This is a genomic window from Mannheimia haemolytica, from assembly GCF_004342115.1.
GTDB classification, from domain to species: Bacteria; Pseudomonadota; Gammaproteobacteria; order Enterobacterales; family Pasteurellaceae; genus Mannheimia; species Mannheimia haemolytica.
The window spans coordinates 42,272-68,408 of the sequence record NZ_SMAC01000001.1 but is presented as its reverse complement, the minus strand read 5'-3'; the positions used below and the strand labels follow the sequence as shown (position 1 = coordinate 68,408).

Below are 26,137 nucleotides of genomic sequence, written 5' to 3'. Positions count from 1 at the left end.
CTCTTCCTATGTTGAAATACGTTAGCGAAAGCATAGCGAATTTAGCAAAGCGAAACCGTGATCGGCTTCACAGATTAGAAAGATTTTCATTGGTTCGATGTAATAAATTTCAGGCGTAAATGGTCATAAATCCAATTAAAAATAATGGAATAAACCAGCACAAATAATGTCATACCAATATCCATTACAAAGGCTTCTCACCAGCCAATATTAAGCATATACATTACCAATGGAATGGTAAAAACCAACAGCCCGCCTTCAAATAAGACCGAATGCCCAATCTTCTTGCAATTCGCTCGCCCTTGACTACTTTATCAAACAGCCAGTTATAGACAAAATTCCACACCCTTGCGACAACAGAGATCATAATAATCACACTCGCTAACGAGCTTGTGCTATGTTCCGTGAGCAGTGATGTTAAAATCACGGTAAACACAATGGCAAAAAACTCAAATAAAACTGCATGTAGCACACGCTCCCAAGCGGTCATTTTTCCTCCAAAATTTGCAAAAGGCTATCTAAATCAAATTATCGTGAAATCACGATTGCACCCACGCTTATTTAGTTTTAAAGTAGTGATATTATTTATCAATTATGAGGATTAGCCAATGAAAAACGATAAACCCATTGAATGCGAAGGCTGCAATACCTTTGATGTCGGCTCAATTTTAGATAATAGTGAAACTGTTGCAAACATTACTCGCACTTACGAAACCGAAGCCGAAGCTCAAGCAGCATTAGAAATATTTACTCAAAAAGCACGTGATGTTGAATCCGAGCCGTGCGAAATTGAGAGCGAAATCCGCCCTGTGGACGGCGGCGTTGAACTCAATGCTAATTTTAAATTTAGCTGCCAAGCTGAAGTAGTTATCTTCCAATTAGGTACAAGAAATTAATAGAAAGGCTGGTTTAACCAGCCTTTCTTCTCTTTAAAAGCACTCCATTTCACTCCAAAGTAACAATAATGTAAAAAATTGAGATATATGTCATATTTTTAAAAATTTGTTGTTTACTTTTAGTAAAAATCAGGCAAATTATGAACAACTTTGCAACCACTAACTATTTGGAGTAAATTATTATGTTAAAACCATTCAAAAAATTGGCTGCGGCATTAGCTGTAACTGCTGCATTCTCGGTATCTGCTTTTGCTAATGACCCAATCGTCATCAAATTCTCACACGTTGTAGCAAACGAGACCCCGAAAGGTCAGGGTGCGTTAATGTTCCAAAAATTAGTGGACGAACGCTTAAACGGCAAAGTGAAAGTGGAAGTTTATCCAAACTCTTCACTTTATGCAGACGGTAAAGAGATGGAAGCATTATTGTTAAATAACGTACAAATGCTTGCTCCATCACTGGCTAAATTTGATAAATACACACCAAAAATTCAAATTTTCGATCTACCGTTCTTGTTTGACGATATCAAAGCGGTTGAACGTTTTGAGCAATCTGAAGCAGGTCAATCATTGTTAAAATCAATGGAAGACAAAGGTATTACAGGTTTATCTTACTGGAACAATGATTTAAAACAACTTTCTGCGAACAAAGAGTTACGTGAGCCGAAAGATGCTCGTGGTTTAAAATTCCGTGTACAGGCTTCAGAAGTGCTAGATGCACAGTTCAAAGCATTAAAAGCTGTACCGCGTAAAATGGCATTCGGCGAGATGTATCAAGGCTTACAAACAGGCGTTGTAAACGGTGCGGAAAACCCGTATTCAAACATCTACTCACAAAAAATTCACGAAGTACAAAAATTCATTACTGCATCTAATCACGGCTTATTATCTTATATGGTTATCGTGAACACCGATTTCTGGAACAAAATTCCTGAAGATGTGCGTACAGAACTAACCAAAATCTTAGATGAGGTGTCTGTGGAAGTGAACAAACAATCTCACGATCTCAACCAAAGCGATAAGCAAAAAATCGTCGATTCAGGTGCTTCGCAAATCATCACTTTAACTGATGAGCAACGCGAAAAATGGCGTGAAGCAATGCGCCCTGTATGGAAGCAGTTTGAAGATGCTATCGGTGCAGATTTAATCAAAGCGGCCGAAGCGGCAAATAAACAGTAGTCTCTTTATCTATTGTTCTTTTGAGCGAATGCGGTGGCTTTTTAGGCTCGTCGCATTCTTATTTTTATTGATAATGTGAAATGATGTGTAGCAACTGTATCTCCCCAACATTTTTGGCAAGATACAAATTCGTTAATTAAACCGCGTGAGCATTCCACTGTGAGCCATCACGGACGATGGCATTAATCACGGTTAAAAGCTTACGCATACAGGCATTTACCGCCACTTTGAACGGTTTGCCACGAGCAATCAGCCGTTCATAAAATGCCTTGAACTTCGGTTCGTGTTGGCGGGCGACATTCGCCGCATTATAAAGTACGTTTCGTACCGCTTGTCGCCCACCCGAACAGCGACTATGCCATTTCTGGCTACCGCTCTCTTTCGGGAGTGGGGCAACACCAACCAGTGAAGCGATTTGCTTGTGGTTGAGCTTGCCGAGTTCAGGGAGCATTCACATCAAAGTTGCACTCGTGATTGCACCTATCCCTTTGATGTCATTGAACTTTTTTAAAGTGTCGTCAAATACAGCAGTCGCTTGATTGATTTGTGTTTCCAGCTCATCAATTAAACGGTCAAAATGGGCAATCAACTGTTGGACACTTTCCCGCTGGCTGTCGTGGACTTGATGAAGGCGGTTTTTCTCCGCCACCCGCATTTCAACCAGTTGGGTACGGCGTAAAACTAATGCTTCTAATTGCTCCATTTCAGGTGTTGGCGGAAGATAAAGTTGTTTTTCAACCTCATCGTCCAAAACCAGCATTTTGGCGTAAGATGCCAGCATTTTTGCATCTTTTGCATCGGTTTTCGCCAACGATTTAGCCATTGCAAACTGATGTGTTTGGCGTGGATTAGCAATCACCACCCGAAAATCCGCACGATGAAGTGCTTTGGCGAGTGGGATTTCCAAGCCGCCTGTGCTTTCTAAGACAACTAGGCTTAGATTTGCACAATTTTTCAGGTATTCCACCGCTTGTTGGATACCTTTGGGGTTGTTGGTAAAAGTTTTGGTCTGTTTTCGACTGCTGATACCGACAACAAAACTACGTTTAGCAACATCAATGCCACAGAAATTAAGTTCATTCATCGTAACCTGCCTTGTATTCGGGTTGTGTTCGTGCAACTGTTCGGTTTTTGTGATGAAAGTTATCGGCTCTCTAAGCTACACAACGAAGTGCTTTCAAGGGACGAGACGAGATGCCGATAACGGGTTGTGTTGCTTAGTTTAACTCATTTGAGATATACAAGGGGCGGGCACAAGACCCGCCCCTACGAGAAAACATCGATACCACATTTTTATGGAGTGCCAAATGTCTTCTTTAAAATGGTTCTGGGAGCGTTTTGAGGAGTGTTTTATCGCCATTTTGCTAATGGTAATGACGCTTGTTACCTTCACTTATGTGATGTTTAACAACCTTTATAATGTCTTCTTTGATTTAGCCGAAGCTGTGCCGTTTACCGCGAGTTTTGCTGAGCCGTTAGGCGAATGGATTATGGAAATGGCTCAAGAAATGACTTGGAGCGTGGCTTTAACCAAAGTCTGCTTTGGTTGGCTTATCTTCTTTGGTGCGTCTTATGGGGTGCGTACCGCAGGGCATATCGGAGTCGATGTATTGGTGAAAAAACTCTCACGCAACGCCCAAAAAGTCGTAGGATTGATTGCGATTGCCGCCTGCTTAGCCTATGCCTTCTTAATTGCCTCTGCCAGCTATGAGTGGATTTCAGCGATGTATGTGGCAGATATTGGAGCAGAAGATTTACATCAATTCCACCTCAAACAGTGGCACGTTGGTTTAATTATGCCTGTCGGTTTTGCCTTAATCGGTATCCGTTTTATTGAAATTTTAGTGCGTATTTTACAGGGCAAACAAGTGGGCTTAGGCTTAGCAGATGAAAGTGAAGACGCAATGAAACTCGCACAAGGAGAAGAATAATGATAATTTTAGTGCTATTTAGCTTGTTATTTATCTTAATGTTTCTTGGCGTGCCGATTGCGATTTCACTCGGTTTAGCTGGTGCTGTTACTATTATGTTTTTCAGCCAAGATTCTGTCAGCTCCTTAGCCATCAAACTATTTGAAACCTCAGAACACTATACGCTCCTTGCAATCCCATTCTTCTTGCTTGCAGGTGCGTTTATGACAACTGGCGGTGTAGCAAAACGCTTAATTGATTTCGCCAATGCAACCGTCGGTCATATTCGTGGTGGTTTAGCTATTGCGGCGGTAATGTCTTGTATGCTATTCGCTGCTCTTTCAGGCTCAAGCCCCGCAACGGTAGCAGCAGTAGGTTCGATTGCCATTGCAGGAATGGTGCGTTCAGGCTATCCGGTCGGTTTTGGTACGGGGATTATCTGTAATGCAGGTACACTTGGTATCTTAATTCCGCCATCGGTAGTAATGGTGGTATATGCCGCTTCAACTGAAACCTCAGTCGGTAAATTATTTATGGCAGGGGTTGTGCCGGGCTTAATGCTTGGCTTGGTATTGATGATTGCTATCTACGTTGTCGCTCGTATTAAAAACTTACCGGCACAGCCTCGTGCAACGGTAAAAGAGTGGTTTACCGCCGCCCGTAAAGCGATTTGGGGCTTATTGCTGATGGTGATTATCTTAGGCGGTATTTACAGCGGCATCTTCACCCCAACCGAAGCTGCAGCGGTAGCAGCGGTTTACTCGTGGTTTGTGGCTGTCTTTATCTATAAAGATGTCAAACTGCGTGATTGCCCGAAAGTCTTGCTGGAATCCGCCAAATTAAGCGTAATGTTGATGTTTATCATTGCCAATGCAATGTTATTCGCCCACGTTCTGACGACCGAACAAATTCCACAGCTCATCACTAATACAGTGGTTGAATGGAATTTACAGCCGTGGACATTCCTATTAGTGGTAAACATCGTGCTATTAATTGCGGGGGCATTTATGGAGCCGTCTGCGATTATCTTAATCCTTGCCCCAATTTTATTCCCGATTGCGGTACAACTCGGCATTGACCCAATCCACTTAGGGATTATTATGGTGGTGAATATGGAAATCGGCTTGATCACCCCACCAATCGGCTTGAACTTATTCGTTGCCTCTGCGGTATCGAAAATGCCACTGTCTGATGTAATTAAAGCCGCAATGCCGTGGCTATTACTGCTATTAGGCTTCTTGGTGTTAATCACCTACATTCCTGCTATCTCGATGGCGTTACCGAATTGGATTGGAATTAATTAATACAAGCGGTTATTTTTTGTAAATTTTTTACAAATCTATGATTACCGCCCAATGCTACTCATCAGCATTGGGCGGTAATTTTATTAAAAATCACCTATTTTGCTAAAAACTTACCAAAATAATTTAACTTTTTGCTACAATTTGGGCTATTTATCGAATTATTAATGAGTAGAGAAGAATATGAGTGTAAGTTCTTTTAATCGCACTTGGGCAAAAGTGATTTTAAGTGCGTTAATGCGTTATGGCGTAAAGCATTTTTGTATCGCACCGGGTTCTCGTTCCACCCCATTAACCCTTGAGGCAGTACAACTTCAGCAAACCCAATATGCAGAATGCCACACCCACTTTGATGAGCGTGGTTTAGGCTTTTATGCGTTAGGCATTGCCAAAGCAACTAATAGCCCTGTTGCGGTGATTGTTACCTCCGGCACAGCGGTTGCTAATCTTTACCCTGCGGTAATTGAGGCAAGCCTTAGCCATCAAAACCTGATTATTCTTTCTGCAGATCGCCCAACAGAATTAATTGGTTGTGGTGCAAACCAAGCCATTACTCAACAAGGCATTTTTGCAAATTATCCTGCTGCGAGCATAAACTTACCAAAAGCAAACGAGGCTTATAATGCAAGCTGGTTAGTTTCAACCATTGAACAGGCTTGCACTACTCAAGCTCAACAAGGAGGCGTGTTGCACATTAATGCCCCTTTTGAAGAGCCGCTTTATGAAGCTGACATTAACGAAATTCTAAATACCCCTTGGTTACGCCCAATTCAAGGTTGGTTGAATAATTCCCAAACCAAATGGATTGACCAACAGGCAATTCAAAGTGAAGTCTCGATGCACGAAAATTGGGATTACTGGCGAACCAAACGTGGTGTTATTGTGGTAGGCAAATTACCGCCAGAGCAAGGCACAGGCTTAAAGAACTGGGCGGAAACAATGGGCTGGTGCTTATTAAGCGATGTGCAATCTTGCATTGAAGCAAGCCTACCGTATGCGGATATTTGGCTCTCTAACGAAACCGTGAAACAACGTTTATTGCAAGCCGATATCATCATTCAATTCGGCACACAAATTGTCAGCAAACGAGTGAATGAGTTCTTAAAAGCCTATCAAGGCGAATTTTGGCTGGTTGATGAGTCGCAAGATTACATTAACCCGAACGCACATCATCAAACTCGTTTTGTTGCTAAAGCACACCACTTCTTGCGTGTTCACCCACCACTTCGCCAAAAGCCGTGGTTGCTTGAACCCTTAGCACTTTCACAATTCTGTGCGACCTTTATTGAGCAGCAAGTGGGTGGAAGTTTAAGTGAGGCATCACTTGCACATAATATTCAAGATATTTTAGCAATTAATGGTAATCTATTCATCGGCAATAGTTTATTTGTGCGTTTAGTTGATGCCTTATGCAAATTGCCTGAAGGCTACCCGGTTTACACTAATCGTGGGGCAAGTGGCATTGATGGCTTAATTGCCACAATGGCAGGCATTGCAAAAGGTAGCGACCGCCCGACTGTCGGTGTGGTAGGTGATATTTCCGCATTACACGATCTTAACTCAATTGCATTGCTCACCAAAATTAACCAGCCGACCATTTTATTTGTGGTGAATAACAGCGGTGGGGCAATTTTTGATATGTTACCGGTTGAAAGCAAAGCGAAAGATCAATATTACCGCTTGGCACATAACTTTGAATTTGCACAAGTGGCGACAATGTTTGGGCTGGAATATATCCGTCCGTTTACTTGGGCTGATTTAAAAACCAAACTCAAACACGCCTATGCTCGTAAAGGTGTTACCATTGTGGAAATCAAAGTAAATGAACACGACGGCAGCAATATGTATAAATCATTGCTAAAACAAATTTCACAGGCGGAAATTGCCTAATCACAACTGCCCCTCGCCAATCCTGCGAGGGGTAAAAATGTATCGACTATGCTTTCCTATCAATGGCACGCTCAACAAGGCACACCTGTTATTTTCTTACACGGGCTACTCGGCTCACAACAAGACTGGCAAGCTGTTCTCCAACATTTGCAAAATTTTCCGCAAATTCGACCGCTTACCATTGACCTTCCTTTTCACGGAAATAGTAAGCACATTACCTGTGCCGATTTTGCCGACCTGCGACAACAACTACACGCCACCCTTGAAAGCCTAATCGGCTCACGACCTTTCTATTTAGTCGGCTACTCACTCGGTGGACGAGCGGCACTCGATTATGTGCTAAATATGGATAATCCGAATCTGCAGGGCGTGGTGTTAGAAGGGGCGAATATCGGCTTAAGCACAGAAAACGACCGCCAGATTCGCCGGCAAAATGACCGCCATTGGGCAAACCGTTTCCGTCAAGAACCCATCGAACAAGTGCTTGAAGATTGGTACAAACAGCCTGTTTTTGCGGATTTAAGCGATACGGAAAGAGAATGTTATATTGATAGCAGAAAGCACAATCAAGGAGAGCAAATTGCTCAAATGCTGGAAGCCACCAGCCTCGCCAAACAGCCTGACTACACCGAAAAACTCAAGCAGACGGATAAGAATATTGTCTTTTTTATCGGTGAAAAGGATCAGAAATTTCGCAAAATGGCATCAAGCCACCAACTACCAACACAACTGATTGCTAATGCAGGGCATAACGCTCATCGGGCTAATGCTAAAAATTTTGTGGAGAAATTGGGGTTATTGATACTCCACTCCGACAGCGACCTACGGTCGCAATCGGTTAAGCATAACGGTGCAGCTCTGCTGCACAAAAGCCCCAGTGGGGCTTAATCAGCCGTAGGCTAAATATAACCTAGTACGGCTCAGCCGTGCTAGGTGTTAGGGCTCCCCCTGCAACCGTTGCAATAAGCGATCCATCGCCCGATAACCAAGTGCTTCCGCTAAATGCAGTTGTTGAATATTCGCCTCGCCGGCTAAATCAGCAATAGTCCGAGAAACTTTCAAAATACGGTGGTAGGCTCGTACCGATAAACCGAGCTTTGTCAATGCAGTTTCTAAAAATAGGGCATCTTGTGCCGATAATTGGCAATCTCGCTCAATTTCTCGGGTGGTGAGTTGAGAATTGATTTTACCTGCTCGCTCAAATTGCATTTTTCTGGCTAAAAACACCCGCTTGCGAACCTGCTCGGTGGTCTCTCCTCGATTCTCCGTCCCACTTTGCAATGCTCCTTGTGGCAAAAGTGGCACTTCTATAGAGAGATCGAAACGGTCTAAGAAAGGTCCGGAAAGGCGGTTTAAATACCGCATTACCTGTTGGGGCGAAGTGCGGTTATGCGTGCCTTGATAATGCCCTGTCGGGCTTGGGTTCATCGCTGCAATTAATTGAAAGCGTGCCGGAAATTGTACTTTAGCGTTGGCTCGGGAAATCACAATTTCGCCTGCCTCCAACGGCTGACGTAACGCATCAAGCACTTTACGTTCAAATTCAGGCAATTCATCTAAGAACAGCACACCGTTATGGGCAAGTGAAATTTCCCCCGGTTTGGGGATCGAGCCACCTCCCACTAATGCCACCATTGATGCACTGTGATGGGGCGAACGAAACGGGCGTTGTTTCCAGTTCTGAAAATTCAGCTCATTTTGCACAAGGCTGGTCACCGAGGCGGTTTCAATCGCCTCCTCATCGGTCATTTCCGGCAGTAAATCCGCCAGCCGGCTTGCCAACATTGTTTTACCCGTTCCCGGTGGTCCGAGAAACAGCAAATTATGTTGCCCGGCAGCGGCAATCATTAAGGCTCGCTTGGCGTGTTGTTGCCCGATAATATCAGTAAGATCTCGGCTGACAAGCGGGCGAATTTCGGCAGAATGTTGCGAAATGTGCTGACAAATCGGCAGTTTATCCCGTTTGTTGAGCATATTTACCACCTCCAACAACGAGCCGGCAAAGTAGGTGGTGGCATTGGAAACAAGCGATGCCTCATTCGCATTTTGCTTGGCTAAGATCATCTGCCGTTTGGCTTTATCGGCAGAAATCACTGCCGGAATCGTGCCGTGCACTCCTCGCAAATGCCCTGTCAGTGCCAACTCGCCCAAAAACTCGAACTGCGTTAATAAATCAGAATCAATTTGCCCTGAGGCTGCCAGAATGCCAATCGCAATCGGCAAGTCAAAACGTCCGCCTTCTTTGGGTAAATCTGCCGGAGCAAGGTTAATCGTGATCCGTTGTGGCGGATAGATAAAATTGGCGTTCAACAACGCACTCCGCACACGATCACCTGCCTCTTTCACTGTGGCTTCGGGTAAGCCGACAATGGTTAATTTTGGTTGTCCGTTGCTGATATGCACTTCAATCGTCACCAACGGGGCTTCAACGCCAATGGAGGCTCGGCTGTAAACAATCGCTAAGGTCATCACATTTCGGTGTTAGAAATCAATGCCGAGAGCATAAAAGGAAAATCGGAAGAGGGGTAGCAGCAATGTTCAATTTTTCGAGCGAGATCGCAAAAATAATAATGGGAGGCTAAAACCTCCCATCAAAAACCTTATTTCACAATTTCAACCGGCCCGTGGTCATCGCAGTGGTCGCCGTGTTGGTGGTGCAAACGCCCGTTCACGATGTAGTCGATATGATCACCGTGCGGCACAGCTTCGTGTCCGCAACCCTCACCATGAACGTGGTCGCCGCAGCAATGGGCGGCATTACAGTCTGCCGGGTTGGTTTCATTCACTTCTAAAACGTGTTCGTCATAGTGATCGCCGTGTTTGTGGTGTAAATGCCCATCGTGTAAATAGTCGATATGGTCGTTATGTTTAATAGCAGTATGACCACAGCCTTCGCCATGTTCGTGCTCGTGGTTTGCATGAGTTTTGCAAGACATAAAACGCTCCTTAGATAAATAGATAAATCGGTTTGATCCTAATCTGAAATGCACTACAATTCAAGGCGTTTTAGCAGTATTTTGCCTAACTAAAAAGGAAGAAAAAATGAAAACTGAATTAGATATGATTGTAATCGGTGGCGGTATGATTGGGGCAGCAACAGCTCTAGGCTTAGCAAAACAGGGGCTGCGTTTAGCCTTGTTGGAGAAAAACCCTCTGCCGACCTTTAATCCTGATTCAGACTACGATTTGCGAATTTCCGCCATTAGTATGGGCTCGATTCAACTGTTAGAAAAATTGGGCGTGTGGGAGCAAATTGTTGCAATGAGAAGCACCCCTTATACCCAGCTCGAAACCTGGGAAATTGATGGATTCAACACTCTTTTTTCGGCAGCTGATTTGGGTTTGGAAAAGCTCGGCGATATGGTCGAAAACAACGTTATTCAAATTGCGTTATGGGAGCAATTAAAGCAATATCCAAACTGCCTACAAGCGGTCGGATTTGAGCAAATTTTTGCAAATAAAGCGGGCGAGTATTGGGAAGTGACGGTTGATGGCAACACCTTTGCTGCCCCACTGCTGATTGCCGCAGACGGTGCAAATTCACAGGTTCGCCAATGGGCGGGCATTGGTTTAACCGCTTGGCAATATCGCCAACACTGTTTACTCGCCACCGTTACCACCGAAAAACCTGCTCCAAGCGGCACTTGGCAACAATTCTATCCAACCGGCCCTCGAGCCTTTTTACCGCTTTCCGGCAATCACGGCTGCGTTGTTTGGTACGATTCGCCACAAAAAATTGCCGAACTGAAAATGCTTCCAGCAGAAAAGCTGGGAGTTGCGATTGAGCAACATTTCCCAAGCCGGCTCAACGCAGAATTAGGCAACATTCAGGTGCAGGCTTCAGGGGCTTTCCCGCTAACCCGCCAGCACGCTCAGCACTATGTGCAAAACGGGGTGGTATTAGTCGGCGATGCGGCTCACACCATTAATCCGCTTGCCGGACAAGGTGTAAATTTAGGCTTTAAAGATGTTAAAACCTTGCTTGAGGTGATCGAACAAGCGGTCAAAAAAGGCAAAAATTTTGCAAGTGAGCAGGTGCTTCAACGCTATGAGCAAAAACGTAAACCGGATAATTTACTGATGCAAACAGGCATGGACGTGTTTTATAAAGCGTTTAAGACCGATTTATTACCGCTCAAAATTGCCCGCAATGTCGGTTTAGTATTGGCTGATAAAGTGTCACCCATCAAAAAGCAAGCCTTGAAATATGCGATTGGGATATAAAAAAAGAGAGCCTATAGCTCTCTTCAATATTTCAATCAATTTTACATCGCCACAATCACACATTCCGCTACACTGCGTGCATTGGATTGAGCTCTGGAAGTTGCCGCTCTGTCACCTATCGGGCCGACAAAAACACGGTTCCAATCGGCACTGCTTGCGATACGGGCGTTAAAACCTGCCATTGCCAATCTTGCTTGCATATTTTCGGCTTGGGCTTTATTTTTAAATGCACCGCACTGTAACCCAAATTTACCCGCCTGATTTGCAGCTTTATCTGCCAGTGTTGCAGCACTTGCTACAATTTTAGCCGGCTGCTCTTTTTTCGCTTCCTGCTGTTTTTTAAGCTCTGCTTGTCTGCGTTTCTCTTCCGCTTGCTTTTGTGCTAAAGCTTGCTCCTGTGCTTTTTTTGCTGCTAATTCTTCTTCCGTTAACGACTTAACTTCCTCTGTTTTCGGAGCCAATTCTGTAGCAGATACATCGGTCGCAGGCTTTTGTTGAGCTTGCTCAGCGGCTAAGCGTGCTTCTTCTTGTTTGCGTCTTTCTTCAATTTGCTGCTTTTGTTCCGCCGTTAATTGTGCCAAACGTTCTTGTGAAGTTTGGCTATTATCGGTAATTACCGTACGGGTTTCTAAATCACGAATATAGCTCCACGTCTCTTCCGGTCGACTTGGTAATTCGCTTTTAGTCTGTGAATTAGCAGGCTGCGGTGCTGACGGAACTGTTGGTACAGGTGCACTGGATTTCAAAAACCATAAACCAATACCGAAGAATAAAATTACCCCGATAATCCGCATTAAAATCTTTTTAACATTACTTTCTTTTTGATTTTTTTTACTTTTTTTCTCGTTGGAACGAGCGACATAATCACGTTGTGGCACGATAACCGCCTTTTTAAATATAAATAAACGATAACATAATTTGTAAATTTTACTGTAAAAATAACCGCTTGCCTATCGCATAGGCAGCTTTTCAAGTTAAAGTTTTTTAAAAACCGATCCTGACCCACCTTTAATCATTTTTCAGGTGAGAAAGATAAACATCAAAACGGTGATTTTTGGTGGTGTGTGAAAAATCAGGCTTTTGCTCCGCTAAAAACGGGGCATAGTCCGGACGCTTCACTACCACACGTTTTTTTGCCAATCCTTTTGCCGGTAAGAAAAAGCTGTCCGAATCTAAATCTGCCCCAACTAAATGTTGAAACACCCGCATTTCTTTTTTCACCAACGCACTTTTTTGTTTGTGCGGATACATCGGATCTAAATACACCACCTCAGCCATTTGGGATTGTGGATCTAGCTGAGAAATGTCTCGAACATCGGCTAAGATCATTCTTTCTTGCATAAAACTGCCGATTTCCACATCTTGATAAGCTCGGTTTAAACCATCTTCCAACAAGGCAGCGACAATTGGATTGCGTTCCACTAACAGCACTTTACAACCAACCGCTGCTAATACAAAAGCATCTCGCCCTAAACCGGCTGTCGCATCAATCACAGTTGGCAAATAATCCCCTTTAATGCCGACCGCTTTCGCAACGGCTTCACCTCGCCCACCACCGAATTTACGCCGATGTGCCATCGTACCGTCCACAAAATTCACTGCAATCGCCCCGAGCTTGGGTTCGTCTAATTTGCGTAGTTCCAATCGTTCCTCCGTTAGCACTAAGGCTAACGGGCTGGATTTATCTTCAACCAGCTGCCATTTTTCGCAAATTTGGCGGAATTTGTCGTGTTGTTGGGTTTCGTTAATTAATTGGATCATTTTAGTAATTCTTCAAAATGTTCAAGTAAGCATTCCTTACCCGCCACTTCTTCATCTTGCCACGCAGCTTTTAAGATTTCATCGTTAAAGCGTTGCTCATATTCATTTGAAATCGGGCGATAGCTAATGTGCCACGGCTCAAAGCCCACTCGAGAATGTTTACCGTCAAACGGGAAATAAAAGCCAAATGTTTCCGCATTAACGTGTAACCACTTGGTTAAATCGGCAAAATAGCCACCTTCCAAATATTCCCACGGCTCAAGCAATAAAGGCGTATTTTCCGGCAATAAATCAGGGTCAAAAATATCAATTTCCGTTCCCCAATGATGCCGACTTGCCCCCGGCACCGCAGACCATCTCAACATTGCTTTGCACTTTTCAAGATCCGATAACGCCGCCATATCAATCGCAACCCCGTTATCATCGTGAACCTTACGCTCACCCCTAAACTTCGCATTCCAAATCCCTTTTTGGCGTTCAAAATCACGAAAAGTACTGGCAGGCTGTAAATTAAAGCCGGCTTGTTTTGCAGCATGCTGCAACGTCAAAAAAGCCTCAACCACCTGAGGCTGAAGGTAATGTTTATCCGAAAGAGCGTTCGGCAACGGCACTAAATGCTCACGCGTTTTACCGGTAAGCAGATTTGCAAAATTTTCCACAAAAATCACCGCTTGTATCAAATAAGTGGCTTGGAATTATAAACTAAATTTCTGCGATATGTTTTTTCTTGTGGAAATAAACGCCTTTCTATGTTAAAAAGTGAGCCGAATTTTCTGTTTTAATTTATATATTGAAGGAACACAACAATGTCTTTACAAGCTATTATTGAAGCGGCATTTGAACGCCGTGCGGAAATTACTCCGAAAACCGTTGATGCTGAAACCAAAGCAGCAGTAGAAGAGGTGATCGCAGGATTAGACAACGGTTCACTGCGTGTTGCCGAGAAAAAAGATGGCGAGTGGGTAGTAAACCAATGGGTGAAAAAAGCGGTATTACTTTCATTCCGTATTGCCGACAATGAAATCATCGACGGTGCAGAAACCAAATTCTACGACAAAGTGCCAACCAAATACGGCAACTACACCGAAGAGCAATTCAAAGCAGATGGCATTCGTGCCGTGCCGGGTGCGGTGGTGCGTAAAGGTTCACATATCGAGAAAAACGTGGTGTTAATGCCATCTTTCGTGAACATCGGTGCATACGTTGGCGAAGGCACAATGGTGGACACTTGGGTAACAGTGGGTTCTTGTGCGCAAATCGGTAAAAATGTTCACCTTTCTGGTGGCGTGGGCATCGGTGGTGTGTTAGAGCCATTACAAGCGAACCCAACCATCATCGGCGACAACTGCTTTATCGGTGCACGTTCTGAAATCGTAGAAGGCGTGATTGTCGAAGATAACTGCGTGATCTCAATGGGCGTGTTTATCGGTCAATCTACCAAAATTTACGACCGTGAAACCGGCGAAGTACATTACGGCCGTGTGCCGGCAGGCTCTGTTGTGGTTTCAGGCTCGCTTCCATCAAAAGATGGTTCACACAACCTCTACTGTGCGGTGATTGTGAAAAAAGTGGATGAGAAAACCTTAAGCAAAGTGGGCTTAAACGACTTATTACGTTCTATTGACGAATAATTAAAACCTCCCTCGCTTTGCAAAAGTGAGGGATTTTTTTACCGCTTGTAAGGAATTTTATGGCATTTACAATCCGCAAAATGGTCGAACAAGATACCCACCAAGTGTTCCCTCTGATGCAAAAACTGGCTGTGTTTGAGCACTATATCGATTCTTTTGCGATTACTCCTGAAGTTGTAATGGAATCCGGCTTTCGCAAAAGCCCACCCGATTTTTACTGTTTAGTGGCTGAAAATGCGTCTAACATTATCGGCATATTGGTTTATTATTTTCTTCCTTACACTGCCCAAAACCGCCCCGCTATTTATATGAAAGAGCTTTATGTTGATGAAACTGCTCGGAATCAGAAAGTGGGAGAGGCGTTAATGCAAGCCTTGAAAAATGAGGCGAAGGCACATCATTGTAAGACAATAAAATGGACAGTTGCTCCTTGGAATGACGGTGGTATTCGTTTTTATCAACGCTTGGGGGCGAAAGAAAACCGTAAATGGCTTAATTATGAATTACAAGTTGAATAAGTAAATATGAAAAAAATCCTTCTCCTTAACGGCCCGAATTTAAATATGTTGGGCAAACGTGAGCCACAAATTTACGGTTCGCAAACTTTGGCGGATATTGAAAACCACTTAAAAAAATTGGCTGCGGCCCAAGATGTTGAGCTGGAGAGCTTTCAAGCCAACGGTGAAGAGCCGATTATCAACCGTATTCACCAAGCCTTTCAGCATACCGATTTTATTATTATTAACCCCGGGGCATTTACTCACACCAGCGTGGCAATTCGTGATGCGTTATTGAGTGTGTCGATTCCGTTTGTTGAGGTGCATTTGTCTAACGTTCATAGCCGTGAACCTTTTCGCCATCACTCCTATCTAAGTGATATTGCAAAAGGCGTTATTTGCGGTTTAGGGGCAAAAGGCTATGAATATGCGTTGGATTTTGCAATTTCACACTTAAAAGCATAAGGTAATAAAATGGCTGTTAAAAATGAACAATTTATTGTGATCTGTAACGGAGTCTTCCGTTTATTCGGTAATATCGTCAAAATATTGAGTTATCCGTTCCATGCACTTTTTCCGAAAAAACGTTTCACCATTCCGGAATATAGCCCGGCAAAAATCCAATCAAGCATTCCGAGCAAAATTACCAAAACCATTTGGCAAACGAATTATTCTAACAAAGTCACCTTGCCAATGTATGCGAATTATCTGTTTACCCGCCTAATGTCATTGAGCTACGATTATCGCTACGTTAGCACAGAAGAACGAGAGGCATACATCAAGGCCAACGCCGATGAACGCACCTTTAACGCCTATAGCAAATTAACCGATGGTGCGGCACAAGCTGATTTTTGGCGAATTTTTACTTTGCTCCGAGAAGGTGGCATTTATATTGATATTGACGGGCATTTGGTTTACCCACTCTCTAAAATTATTGGCGAAAATGATAGCGAAGTGTTAATTAAACGCCGTGATAAATACACCAACTTTTTCTTGGCTTCGGAAGCTGGAAATTGGATTCTAAAAGACACCCTTGAGCTGATTATCAGCAATATTGAGAATCGTCGGATTGAAGGTGGCGTGTTTGTTATGACCGGTCCTGACACCCTAAATAATGCCATTGGTGATAAAGAAGTAAATTTCCGCCGAGACAAAGTAACTTGTGCTCAAGGTACGTTTACCAACGAATATTTTCAGTATATCGACAAGCCCGGTAGCAAGTGGAATTACAAGAAAAATGAAGATTTATTGAAATAATCTGACAAGCGGTTGTTTTTTACAAAAAATTGGCAATTTTCAATCGCTTGTGAGTCACCATTTTCCAAAAATCCTAACTGGTACGATGAATGCTAAAATCGTCCATTTTCGCCAAAATTATCAGATTTTATTCGCAAAATTAGCGAAATTCAGGTATTCTACGCCCAGCATTTTTTAACTCTACATTTGAATTTATACCCCAAATGTGGAGTTCTCTTTTTTATTTTATTTAATCACATACGGAATCTTATTATGGATATTCGCAAAATCAAAAAACTTATTGAATTAGTTGAAGAATCTGGCATTACCGAGTTAGAAGTGTCTGAAGAAGAAGGTACGGTGCGTATTAGCCGTGCTGCTCCAGCTGTTGCACCAGCTGCAGTTCAATATGCAGCAGCTCCTGTTGTTGCACCAGCGGCACCTCAAGTAGCTTCGACAGCACCTGTTGCAGCTCCGGCTGAAGCACCAAAAGCCGCAGAAACGAGTGGCCACGCAGTGCTTTCACCAATGGTGGGGACTTTCTACCGTAGCCCAAGCCCAGATGCAAAACCGTTCGTTGAAGTGGGTCAAACCGTGAAAATCGGTGATGCGTTATGTATTGTAGAAGCAATGAAAATGATGAACCGTATCGAGTCAGACAAAGCCGGTGTGGTAAAAGAAATCTTAGTTAATGATGGCGAACCGGTAGAATTCGACCAAAAATTATTCATCATTGAATAAGCTCTTCCTTAAATTATCCAACGGGCGTGTGCAACACGCCCTACATTTTCTAGAACACAAGGAATTTCCCTATGTTAGAAAAAGTTGTTATCGCAAACCGTGGTGAAATTGCCCTGCGTATTTTGCGTGCTTGTAAAGAATTGGGCATTAAAACGGTTGCAGTGCATTCAACTGCCGACCGTGAATTAAAACACGTTAAATTAGCCGATGAAACCATTTGTATCGGTCCTGCTCCATCGGTAAAAAGCTATTTAAATATCCCGATGATTATTGCCGCTGCCGAAGTAACGAATGCCGATGCTATTCATCCGGGCTACGGTTTCTTATCTGAAAACGCAAACTTTGCCGAACAAGTTGAGAAATCAGGCTTTATCTTTATTGGTCCAACGGCTGATGTGATTCGCTTAATGGGCGATAAAGTCTCTGCTATCAATGCAATGAAAAAAGCCGGCGTGCCTTGCGTACCGGGTTCTGACGGTCCGGTTGGTAACGATCCGAAGAAAAATAAAGAAATCGCTAAACGTATCGGCTACCCGGTGATCATCAAAGCATCAGGTGGTGGTGGCGGTCGTGGTATGCGTGTGGTTCATCACGAGAAAGATTTGGAAGAATCTATCGCAATGACGAAAGCCGAAGCGAAAGCGGCATTTAATAACGATATGGTGTATATGGAGAAATATTTAGAAAATCCACGCCATATTGAAATCCAAGTACTTGCCGATACTCACGGTAATGCGGTTTATTTAGCAGAGCGTGACTGTTCAATGCAACGTCGCCACCAAAAAGTGGTGGAAGAAGCACCTGCTCCGGGTATTACACCTGAATTGCGTCAATTTATTGGGGAGCGTTGTGCCAATGCCTGCCGTGAAATTGGCTACCGTGGTGCAGGTACTTTTGAGTTCTTATATGAAAACGGCGAGTTTTACTTCATTGAAATGAACACCCGCTTACAGGTAGAACACCCTGTAACCGAAATGATTACCGGTGTGGACTTGGTAAAAGAGCAACTGCGTGTGGCAGCCGGCTTACCACTTTCGATCACACAAGATGATATTAAAGTGAAAGGTCACGCCATTGAGTGCCGTATCAACGCAGAAGATCCAAACACCTTCTTGCCATCGCCGGGTAAAATTACCCGTTTACACGTTCCGGGTGGTTTAGGTGTGCGTTGGGATTCACATATTTACTCAGGCTATAGCGTGCCGCCACATTACGATTCAATGATTGGTAAATTGATTACCTTTGCTGAAAATCGTGATATTGCGATTCGCCGGATGGAAAATGCCCTTTCCGAAACCATTGTGGAAGGCATTAAAACCAATATTCCTTTACATACTCAAATTCTTGCGGATAAAGAATTCCGCAAAGGTGGCACCAATATCCACTATCTCGAGAAAAAACTCGGTTTAAAATAAATTTCAAAGGCGAACAATGTTCGCCTTTTTCATTATTTCCTCTTCAAAATGTGAATGATGTCGCTAAATCATAAAAAATTTCCCGTTTTTCCTGATTTCTCGGGTAGAATATCAGTAATCTCAAAGAAGCACGTAGCAAGGAGCCATTATGAACATTCCATTCTGCTTACCTGAAAATATCAGCCCTGAAACCTTTTTGCGAGAATATTGGCAAAAACGACCGCTATTAATTCGTAACGGCTTACCCCAAATTGTCGGATTGTTTGAGCCGGAAGATATTTTAGAACTGGCATTAGAGGAAGAAGTCACTGCACGCCTGATTCAATGCGAAAACGAGAAATGGTCTGTTAAATCCAGCCCGCTTGTTGAGGAAGATTTGGAAGAGTTACCTGTACAATGGTCTGTAATGGTGCAAAACCTCGAGCAATGGTCTCCTGAGCTAGGCGAGCTTTGGCAGGCTTTTGGTTTTATCCCGCAATGGCAACGTGATGACATTATGGTTTCTTGCTCACCGCTCAACGGCACTGTCGGCAAACATTATGATGAGTACGATGTGTTCTTGGTGCAAGGCTATGGGCAACGTCGTTGGCAATTAGGCAAATGGTGCGATCCAAGCACCGAATTCAAACCAAACCAACCGATCCGCATTTTTGATGATATGGGCGAACTGGTAATGGACGAGGTAATGAACCCGGGTGATGTGCTTTATGTTCCGTCTCGAATGGCTCACTATGGTGTTTCCGAAAGCGAGCAAGGTTTAACTTTCTCTTTTGGTTTACGTTATCCAAATGCGACCGATTTACTGGAAAATCTCTGCAAAACCATCGAACAACAAGCCGACAACATTAATTCATCGGAATTTCATCTTCCGTTCCGCTTAACGCCGAATGAACAGCCGAATGCGTTGCTTGATCCGAAAATGGTGAAAATGTTTAAACATCAGTTAATCGACTTGCTCCAAAATTCCGAACAGTTCGATGAGTTACTCACTCACAGTGTTGCCACTGCGGCAAGCTCCCGCCGTTATGAATTATTGCAAACTGACAATGAATATTACCCTGACGAAGTGCAAGAAATTCTCGAAGCCGGCGGCTGGTTACAGCAAGATGCAAATGTAAAAATCCTCTACACCGAGAACCCTCAACGGGTTTATGTAAATGGCGAGTGGATTGATGAGTTAAACGAAGCAGAAATGGCATTACTGATTCGTATCGCCAATGGAGATTCGATTTCGTGGAACAAACTTGCCTCCAAAGTGCAAGACCAAGCGGAGCTGGAGCTAATGCTAGACACCATTTGCGACTGGCTGGATAGTGGCTGGATTATTCTCTCTGAGGCAGAGTAACACTCCTAGGGGCAAATCATCATTTGCCCTGATACATTTTCTTATAAAAGGGCGAAAAATTTTTCGTCCCTACTTTTTGAATCAGAAATAAAATGCAAATTGAACAATATCAACAATGGGTTCGCCAGTTTTACCAACAACAAGGTTGGTATGAACGAAGCCCTTTTATGCGGGTGACTTATCTAGCAGAAGAAATCGGCGAAGTGGCTTGTGCAGTAAGAGCGATTGAAATCGGGCGTGAACGACCGGACGAAACCGAAGCTTCACAACAGCAAAAACGAGATAACTTAATCGAAGAGTTAGGCGATGTGATGGATAATCTTTTTGTATTAGCCGATAAATATGGCATTTCGATGACGGAAGTGCTTGAACGCCATCAAGCAAAATTTGAGAAACGTTATTTGCAAAAAAATATGGAAAAATAACCGCTTACATTAGAATTTTCCTTCTTTCTCTTCATCCGTCATTTGAAAAATGGCATCTAGTGTTTTAAAGTGAGCTTTAGACACACCTGTCAATTTATCAGTTCCACCAAATTGATAAGCGAGGATTTGCACAGATTGTTCCTCAATAACTTGATAAAAAATGGTAATTTTTTGCTTTTTCAACTGTAAAATCATTTTTCTTTCTGAATGGAGAGGAGGTAATGCAACCACAGACTGAAAAAGCATTTGTTTTATTTTCTCTTTAGTTGAAGCAGAAAGCACATTCTCAAAAATCACTTTTGTGAAAATATTACTAAATGTAATCTGCCCCATATTACTTCATTGACTCCCAATCTTCTTTGGTATATCCCATCATTTCTGCCATTTTTTCTGCTCCACAGCCTGATTTAATTTGCTCCATAAAATCACTCGGAAGAATCACATTTTCTGCCTTTAAATGCGAACGAGCAGAATAAAATACTTTTGCCTCATTTAGCATTATTTTTTCATCTTTAGAAAGAGGTTGATGAATGTTACTTTCTTCAGATATTTTATTTTTAGCAGACATTTCTGCAACTTTAGCTTGGATTGCGGACATCACAAAATTTTGTAAAGTCAGTTTATGAGCAGAAGCAAATGTTTTAATAAAAGTAAATTCATCGTCTGGCAATCTAATACTTAATTGTTTCATATCGACACCTATCATTAATGTTATCTTGTTAACATTATAACAAAAAAGAAAGCAAGATTTGTAAATCATTGAGGAAAAATAACTGCTTGTAAATACAAAAAGCAAAAGCCTTGAGTTTCCTCAAGGCTTTTGTGCATTTCACTGTTTTGTAGCAATTAGTCGCCAAGACGCTCTTTGATACGTGCAGATTTACCAGAACGCTCACGTAAGTAGTAAAGTTTAGCTTTACGTACCGCACCTTTACGTTTAACAGAAATGCTGTCAATTACAGGTGAGTGAGTTTGGAATACACGCTCAACGCCTACGCCATTTGAAACTTTACGTAGAGTGAATGCAGAGTGCAAGCCACGGTTACGAATTGCAATAACCACGCCTTCGAACGCTTGCAAACGTTTTTTACTACCTTCTACTACCCATACCTTAACTTCTAATGTGTCACCTGGACGGAAGCTAGGTAAGTTTTGTTTTAACTGTTCTTGTTCAAGTTGTTTGATGATGTTACTCATTTTGAAAACCTTCTAAATCCTAGAATTAACTGATTTTATGTTGCTTTTTAATTTTAGCTAACAACACTCTTTGTTCGTCAGTCAGAGCTAGGCTATCCAATAGCTCAGGGCGTCTTAACCACGTTCGCTCAAGCGATTGTTCCAATCGCCATTTACGAATTTGTTCGTGATGTCCAGACATCAGCACCTCCGGAACAGGCATACCGTCTAATACTTCAGGGCGGGTATAGTGTGGGCAATCTAGTAATCCTTCTGCGAAAGAATCTTCTAACGCTGAAGCCTGCTTACCCAATACGCCCGGAACAAATCTTGCAACAGCATCAATTAATGTCATTGCAGGTAATTCCCCCCCTGTGAGAACGTAATCACCGATTGACCATTCTTCATCAACTTCTGTTTGAATCAATCGCTCGTCCACGCCTTCATATCGTCCACAAATTAAAATCAGTTTCTGATTTGAAGCCAGCGTTTGCACGCCTGTTTGATCGAGTTTACGTCCTTGCGGTGAAAGATAAATCACTTTAGCTTCACCACCATCTACTGCTGATGCTGCCTTTTTTGCTGCGTGAATCGCATCACGCAACGGCTGCACCATCATTAACATTCCCGGCCCACCGCCATAAGGACGATCATCAACCGTTTTATGTTTATCTAATGTGAAATCACGTGGATTCCAACATTCGATTTGCAATAGATTTTGCTTAACTGCACGTCCTGTCACCCCGAAATCGGTAATTGCTTTAAACATTTCAGGAAACAGTGAAATAATACCAATCCACATCTTAACGCCTCAAATGTTTTCCAAAGCTCACCGCATACCTGAGGTTAGAAACCAGCGTCCCACTCCACCGTTATGGCTTTGGTGGCGAGATCTACTCTTTTAACTACTTGTTCGTACAAAAACGGAATTAATCGTTCTTGTTTACCAAAAGCATCTTTGCTGTTTGCACGCACCACTAATACATCGTTTGAACCTGTTTCCATCATTTCGGTTACAGTTCCCATTGTGTAGCCTTCCAAGTTTACTACTGTACAGCCGATTAAATCGTGCCAATAGTAATCCCCTTCTTCCAATTCAGGAAATACAGATAAATCTACACCGATTTCGGCATTCGTTAATAACTGTGCGGCTTCACGATCTTCCGTACCTTTTAACTTCACAATCAAATCGTTGCTGTGATAACGCCAACTTTCTAATTCGACTGGCTGCCAGTTGCCTTTAATTTTTAAAAACCACGGCTGATAGTCGAAAATGCTTTCAGATTGTTCTGTTGATGAATAGAGGCGTAACCAGCCACGGATCCCATAGGTTGAACCTAATTTACCGACAACTTCAATTTTTTGTTCGCTCATACTCACCTACTTATTTAATTTTGGCTTATTTAATATTAAGCTGCTTTGCGAGCTTCTTTTACTAAAGAAGCAACACGATCTGATAAGTCAGCACCTTTAGCAACCCACGCATCCACTTTAGCCACATCTAAACGTAAACGCTCAGCTTGACCAGCTGCTAATGGATTGAAGAAACCGATACGCTCGATAAAGCGACCATCACGAGGTGAACGACTATCCGCTACCACGATTTGGTAAAATGGGCGTTTTTTAGCTCCGCCACGAGTTAAACGAATGGTTACCATAACCTTTCCTCTAAATGTTGATAGTAAAAAATAAACCCTCGTTCGAGGTGAGGGTGACGAACTTGTTTCAAAAGAGAAAACAAGCGGTCATATTATACAGATTTTTTGCGGAAAGACAAGGGAGATTCATTGATATGACTCTTTTAAAGAAAGATACATTTAGCGTTTTTTTATACAAATTACTAATAAAAATTGTTCTAACCATCAGAAAATGTTTAAAATATCATAATAAGAGTTTTAAATATAAATAGGTATGGAGGAAATATGTCTGATAAATCTATCATTCTAGAAATTATTAATGCTTTAGGAAACAAAGAAAATATCAAGCAAGTTGAAGCTTGTTTAACCCGTTTACGTGTGGTGTTACATAACAACGGTTTATTAAATAAGTCGGCACTGAAAAAGCTTGGGGCGGTTGATGTCATTAAAGTCGGTGATACGCAGCAAATTATTTTTGGTGCAAAAGCCGGGCAGTATCGTGATGAAATTAACGCTTTAATCGGCTAATAACCAAAGACCTGCATTTACGCAGGTCTTTCACTTTCTTAATCTAGGCTTTTTTCAACGCCAGTGAAACGGCAATCGTTTGTGCAAGCGTCATTGTAGCACACTGGGATCGAAAACCACTCACCTGTGCTTCCTTAATAATAAACGACACATCGCTAAATGAAAGGAGCGGGCTAAGTTGGCTATCGGTGATCGCAATGTGTTTCACCCCCGGTCTGGCGGTTGCTGTCACCACATTGAGCGTTTCATTCGCATACGGAGAAAAGCTCACGGCAATCACCGCATCACCTTCACGAATTCGGCTTAATTGCTCGTCAAACATACCGCCGGAACCATCAATCATAAAAACATCATAATCCAAATGGTGTAACGCATAGTTTAGGTAGTTCGCAATGCTGAATGAGCGTTTTAAGCCCACAATAAAAATGCGTTTAGCATTGTGTAAAATATCCACCGTTTGTGCTAACTGCTCTTCGCTGATTTGTGTCGATAACTGTTGCAGTGCCTGCGTATTACCCTGTACGAACACATCTAAAATATGATTGAGCTCACTGTTTTGCTCATCAAGCGGTTCAATTTGACGAAAAAGTTGCACACGTTCGGTGTAACGTGATGTGCCTTCCATCATATCTTGGCGATAAAGCTGTTTAATTTCATTAAAACCGCTAAATCCAAATGCATTCGCAAAACGGATTAAGGTTGAAGGAGGAACATCAGCCCGTTCAGCAATGGTAGAAACCGTATCAAACACCACGCTGTTGCCATTATCCAGCACATACTGTGCCACTTGTTTTAAACGTTTACTTAGTCCGTCATACTCTTTTCGGATTTGTTCTTGAAAATGTGCTAATTGAGTAGGTCCATTCATTTCAAATTATCTCTGCTTGAATTTTTTATTTCATTATACGCTTTTCTTGTTTACAAGCGGATAAATTTTGTCAATTTTTTGCAAAAATAAGGGCTAATCTTTCGATTAACCCCTCTCAATTACGCTAGAAATAAGTGTTATTGTGCTGCCATTCGTGCTTTTTCTATCAACTCCTGTTGTGCTTTTTCATCTAGATTTTGTGCTTTTTCTTTCTCGACGCAGACTTTTTCATACATTTTGAAGAATGGATAGTAGATCACAATATCCAAAATAATCAGTGCAATACTTAAAATTGGTGCCCAAATATCACCGGCAGAAACCAGATATGCCCCAATCGGTGCCGGTGTTGTCCACGGTGCCATCAAGTAAACACGGTGAATAAGGTTAAAATCTAAAATCAGGTAGGCAATAACCGCATTCGCTAGTGGTGCGAAAATCAGCGGGATAAAGAACAGCGGATTAACCACCATTGGCACACCATACACAATTGGTTCACCGATAGAGAAGAAGGACGGAACCAAGCCGATTTTACCGATAGAGCGTAAGTGTGCCGATTTACTGCGTACCAGCAGGAATGCCAAGGCTATTACACCACCACTTGCCCCGTGTACGATATAGAAATCCCAGAAGGAATTGGTGATGATAAAGGGGAGCGGTTCACCAGCTTGGAATGCTGCTAAGTTTGCCGCCATATTTTGCAGTAGGAATGGTGTCCAAAGTTGCATTAGTACCAATGAGCCGTTAATGCCTAAGAACCAGAGCAAATGGGTAGCAATAACGAACAAGCAAATTGCCCCTAGCGAGTCACTCACAGCAATCAATGGCGCCATAAAGTCCATAATTAGTTGTGGAATATTACGACCTGTGGCACTTTCCACCCAAATGGCAAACGGATAGAGAGTCAGTAAAATCGCTAAAATTGGAATCACGATATTCAGAGATTCTGCTACAGCGTGCGGCACTTCTTTCGGTAAGCGGATTTTAATTTTTAAGAACTCCAACAAGCGGGTCATTTCTACCGAATAAATGGCAATAAAAATCGCAGAGAATAGCCCAATACCGCCAAAGAATTTAATATCCATCATTCCGTCTTTGACCGGTGCAGCCACTAACAAAAATGCCATTACCGAGAGAAATGCCGCTGGCAGGGGCTCTCTTTTATAGGCTTTGGCAAGGTTGTAGGCGATACTGGCAGAGGTAAATAATGAAATCGCATTAAACGACATTTGGAAGAAATTCCAACCGTAAGGACTTGCCCAGTTAGCAAAACGCCACCAAGCTTGACCGAAAGCATTTTGGGTATTTTCATCAAATGGCGGAATTAGCAAAATCATAATAAAGCTGCCGACAATTAAGAATGGTAACACTACAATAAAACCGTCTCGAATAGCGGAAATATGCGGTTGATTTTCCATTCGGCGTGCCACTGGGGCAACGTGGGTATTCATAAAGTTAATAAAGCGTTGTGAAACAGACAT

Annotated in this window: 29 protein-coding genes and 2 pseudogenes; 16 read left to right on the top strand and 15 right to left on the bottom strand. The window is 42.7% G+C overall.

Features of this window, described 5'->3' with window-relative positions:
- Positions 1–86 precede the first annotated feature (86 nt).
- A pseudogene (locus EDC41_RS00375) lies at positions 87–490 on the bottom strand (PACE efflux transporter).
- Positions 491–608: 118 nt separating this feature from the next.
- Here EDC41_RS00375 and EDC41_RS00370 point away from each other — a divergent pair.
- Complete coding sequence (locus EDC41_RS00370) at positions 609–896, top strand: YfcZ/YiiS family protein (protein ID WP_006251467.1); 288 nt, start codon at positions 609–611, stop codon at positions 894–896.
- 182 nt (positions 897–1,078) lie between these two features.
- Positions 1,079–2,074, top strand: coding sequence for a TRAP transporter substrate-binding protein (locus EDC41_RS00365; RefSeq protein ID WP_006251468.1), 996 nt, complete (start codon positions 1,079–1,081; stop codon positions 2,072–2,074).
- A 136-nt stretch (positions 2,075–2,210) separates the two neighbouring features.
- On the opposite strand, the pseudogene EDC41_RS00360 reads toward EDC41_RS00365, so the two are convergent.
- Positions 2,211–3,158 (bottom strand): annotated as a pseudogene (locus EDC41_RS00360) (IS110 family transposase).
- Between the two features lie 223 nt (positions 3,159–3,381).
- Here EDC41_RS00360 and EDC41_RS00355 point away from each other — a divergent pair.
- The 4 genes from EDC41_RS00355 (at position 3,382) to menH (ending at position 8,063) form a co-directional block, all read left to right on the top strand.
- Entirely contained in the window at positions 3,382–4,005 is a 624-nt protein-coding gene (locus tag EDC41_RS00355) for a TRAP transporter small permease (protein ID WP_006251471.1), read from the top strand.
- Complete coding sequence (gene dctM / locus EDC41_RS00350) at positions 4,005–5,288, top strand: C4-dicarboxylate TRAP transporter large permease protein DctM (protein WP_006251472.1); 1,284 nt, start codon at positions 4,005–4,007, stop codon at positions 5,286–5,288. Before EDC41_RS00355 ends, dctM begins: the two co-directional genes overlap by 1 nt.
- 180 nt (positions 5,289–5,468) lie before the next feature.
- A complete protein-coding gene (menD, locus tag EDC41_RS00345; RefSeq protein ID WP_006251473.1) occupies positions 5,469–7,175 on the top strand; it encodes a 2-succinyl-5-enolpyruvyl-6-hydroxy-3-cyclohexene-1-carboxylic-acid synthase in 1,707 nt (568 codons plus the stop codon).
- 48 nt (positions 7,176–7,223) lie between these two features.
- Positions 7,224–8,063: a 2-succinyl-6-hydroxy-2,4-cyclohexadiene-1-carboxylate synthase gene (menH, locus tag EDC41_RS00340; RefSeq protein ID WP_006251474.1), complete on the top strand. Its 840-nt coding sequence runs from the start codon at positions 7,224–7,226 to the stop codon at positions 8,061–8,063.
- A gap of 48 nt (positions 8,064–8,111) precedes the next feature.
- On the opposite strand, the gene EDC41_RS00335 is transcribed toward menH, so the two are convergent.
- Positions 8,112–9,644 (bottom strand): YifB family Mg chelatase-like AAA ATPase, encoded by a 1,533-nt coding sequence (locus EDC41_RS00335; protein WP_006251475.1) that lies wholly within the window; start codon positions 9,642–9,644, stop codon positions 8,112–8,114.
- A 131-nt stretch (positions 9,645–9,775) separates the two neighbouring features.
- A complete protein-coding gene (locus tag EDC41_RS00330) occupies positions 9,776–10,111 on the bottom strand; it encodes a hypothetical protein (RefSeq protein ID WP_006251477.1) in 336 nt (111 codons plus the stop codon).
- A gap of 106 nt (positions 10,112–10,217) precedes the next feature.
- On the opposite strand from EDC41_RS00330, the gene EDC41_RS00325 reads away from it, so the two are divergent.
- Positions 10,218–11,399 (top strand): FAD-dependent oxidoreductase, encoded by a 1,182-nt coding sequence (locus EDC41_RS00325; protein ID WP_006250157.1) that lies wholly within the window; start codon positions 10,218–10,220, stop codon positions 11,397–11,399.
- A 41-nt stretch (positions 11,400–11,440) separates the two neighbouring features.
- On the opposite strand, the gene ftsN is transcribed toward EDC41_RS00325, so the two are convergent.
- From ftsN to EDC41_RS00310, 3 genes are all read right to left on the bottom strand, one after another.
- Positions 11,441–12,277 (bottom strand): cell division protein FtsN, encoded by an 837-nt coding sequence (gene ftsN, locus EDC41_RS00320; protein WP_006250158.1) that lies wholly within the window; start codon positions 12,275–12,277, stop codon positions 11,441–11,443.
- A gap of 130 nt (positions 12,278–12,407) precedes the next feature.
- Complete coding sequence (locus EDC41_RS00315) at positions 12,408–13,160, bottom strand: class I SAM-dependent methyltransferase (protein ID WP_006251478.1); 753 nt, start codon at positions 13,158–13,160, stop codon at positions 12,408–12,410.
- Positions 13,157–13,840, bottom strand: a complete 684-nt coding sequence (locus tag EDC41_RS00310) for a M15 family metallopeptidase (protein ID WP_006251479.1) — start codon at positions 13,838–13,840, stop codon at positions 13,157–13,159. The genes EDC41_RS00315 and EDC41_RS00310 overlap by 4 nt, the downstream gene beginning before the upstream one ends.
- Positions 13,841–13,966: 126 nt before the next feature.
- Here EDC41_RS00310 and dapD point away from each other — a divergent pair, with 126 nt between their 5' ends.
- The 8 genes from dapD (at position 13,967) to EDC41_RS00270 (ending at position 20,450) form a co-directional block, all read left to right on the top strand.
- Entirely contained in the window at positions 13,967–14,791 is an 825-nt protein-coding gene (dapD, locus tag EDC41_RS00305) for a 2,3,4,5-tetrahydropyridine-2,6-dicarboxylate N-succinyltransferase (protein ID WP_006250161.1), read from the top strand.
- A 59-nt stretch (positions 14,792–14,850) separates the two neighbouring features.
- Positions 14,851–15,309 (top strand): GNAT family N-acetyltransferase, encoded by a 459-nt coding sequence (locus EDC41_RS00300; protein WP_006251480.1) that lies wholly within the window; start codon positions 14,851–14,853, stop codon positions 15,307–15,309.
- 6 nt (positions 15,310–15,315) lie between these two features.
- On the top strand, positions 15,316–15,753 hold the full coding sequence (gene aroQ / locus EDC41_RS00295; protein WP_006250163.1) for a type II 3-dehydroquinate dehydratase: 438 nt from the start codon (positions 15,316–15,318) through the stop codon (positions 15,751–15,753).
- Positions 15,754–15,762: 9 nt separating this feature from the next.
- Complete coding sequence (locus EDC41_RS00290) at positions 15,763–16,545, top strand: glycosyltransferase family 32 protein (protein ID WP_006251481.1); 783 nt, start codon at positions 15,763–15,765, stop codon at positions 16,543–16,545.
- 252 nt (positions 16,546–16,797) lie between these two features.
- Positions 16,798–17,265 (top strand): acetyl-CoA carboxylase biotin carboxyl carrier protein, encoded by a 468-nt coding sequence (gene accB, locus EDC41_RS00285; RefSeq protein WP_006251482.1) that lies wholly within the window; start codon positions 16,798–16,800, stop codon positions 17,263–17,265.
- A 71-nt stretch (positions 17,266–17,336) separates the two neighbouring features.
- Complete coding sequence (gene accC / locus EDC41_RS00280) at positions 17,337–18,680, top strand: acetyl-CoA carboxylase biotin carboxylase subunit (protein WP_006251483.1); 1,344 nt, start codon at positions 17,337–17,339, stop codon at positions 18,678–18,680.
- A gap of 148 nt (positions 18,681–18,828) precedes the next feature.
- On the top strand, positions 18,829–20,025 hold the full coding sequence (locus tag EDC41_RS00275; RefSeq protein WP_006250168.1) for a ribosomal protein uL16 3-hydroxylase: 1,197 nt from the start codon (positions 18,829–18,831) through the stop codon (positions 20,023–20,025).
- Between the two features lie 92 nt (positions 20,026–20,117).
- A complete protein-coding gene (locus EDC41_RS00270; protein ID WP_006250169.1) occupies positions 20,118–20,450 on the top strand; it encodes a MazG nucleotide pyrophosphohydrolase domain-containing protein in 333 nt (110 codons plus the stop codon).
- 9 nt (positions 20,451–20,459) lie between these two features.
- Here the strand turns inward: EDC41_RS00270 and EDC41_RS00265 are convergent, their stop codons facing one another.
- The 6 genes from EDC41_RS00265 to rpsP form a co-directional block, all read right to left on the bottom strand.
- A complete protein-coding gene (locus tag EDC41_RS00265) occupies positions 20,460–20,783 on the bottom strand; it encodes a hypothetical protein (protein WP_006250170.1) in 324 nt (107 codons plus the stop codon).
- A 1-nt stretch (position 20,784) separates the two neighbouring features.
- On the bottom strand, positions 20,785–21,141 hold the full coding sequence (locus EDC41_RS00260) for a hypothetical protein (RefSeq protein ID WP_006251485.1): 357 nt from the start codon (positions 21,139–21,141) through the stop codon (positions 20,785–20,787).
- 155 nt (positions 21,142–21,296) lie between these two features.
- Positions 21,297–21,647: a 50S ribosomal protein L19 gene (gene rplS, locus EDC41_RS00255; RefSeq protein WP_006251486.1), complete on the bottom strand. Its 351-nt coding sequence runs from the start codon at positions 21,645–21,647 to the stop codon at positions 21,297–21,299.
- A gap of 25 nt (positions 21,648–21,672) precedes the next feature.
- Positions 21,673–22,428, bottom strand: a complete 756-nt coding sequence (trmD, locus tag EDC41_RS00250; protein ID WP_006251487.1) for a tRNA (guanosine(37)-N1)-methyltransferase TrmD — start codon at positions 22,426–22,428, stop codon at positions 21,673–21,675.
- 44 nt (positions 22,429–22,472) lie between these two features.
- Entirely contained in the window at positions 22,473–23,000 is a 528-nt protein-coding gene (gene rimM / locus EDC41_RS00245; RefSeq protein ID WP_006251488.1) for a ribosome maturation factor RimM, read from the bottom strand.
- 35 nt (positions 23,001–23,035) lie between these two features.
- Complete coding sequence (gene rpsP, locus EDC41_RS00240) at positions 23,036–23,284, bottom strand: 30S ribosomal protein S16 (protein ID WP_005599334.1); 249 nt, start codon at positions 23,282–23,284, stop codon at positions 23,036–23,038.
- Positions 23,285–23,548: 264 nt separating this feature from the next.
- Here rpsP and EDC41_RS00235 point away from each other — a divergent pair, with 264 nt between their 5' ends.
- Positions 23,549–23,791: a PTS sugar transporter subunit IIB gene (locus tag EDC41_RS00235; RefSeq protein ID WP_006251489.1), complete on the top strand. Its 243-nt coding sequence runs from the start codon at positions 23,549–23,551 to the stop codon at positions 23,789–23,791.
- A gap of 43 nt (positions 23,792–23,834) precedes the next feature.
- Here EDC41_RS00235 and EDC41_RS00230 read toward each other — a convergent pair whose 3' ends face one another.
- Together EDC41_RS00230 and EDC41_RS00225 are read right to left on the bottom strand one after the other, a co-directional pair.
- Positions 23,835–24,659 (bottom strand): MurR/RpiR family transcriptional regulator, encoded by an 825-nt coding sequence (locus tag EDC41_RS00230; protein ID WP_006252863.1) that lies wholly within the window; start codon positions 24,657–24,659, stop codon positions 23,835–23,837.
- Between the two features lie 137 nt (positions 24,660–24,796).
- Positions 24,797–26,137 carry a PTS sugar transporter subunit IIC gene (locus EDC41_RS00225; protein ID WP_006251491.1) on the bottom strand — a complete coding sequence of 447 codons (1,341 nt, stop codon included), beginning with the start codon at positions 26,135–26,137 and terminating at the stop codon, positions 24,797–24,799.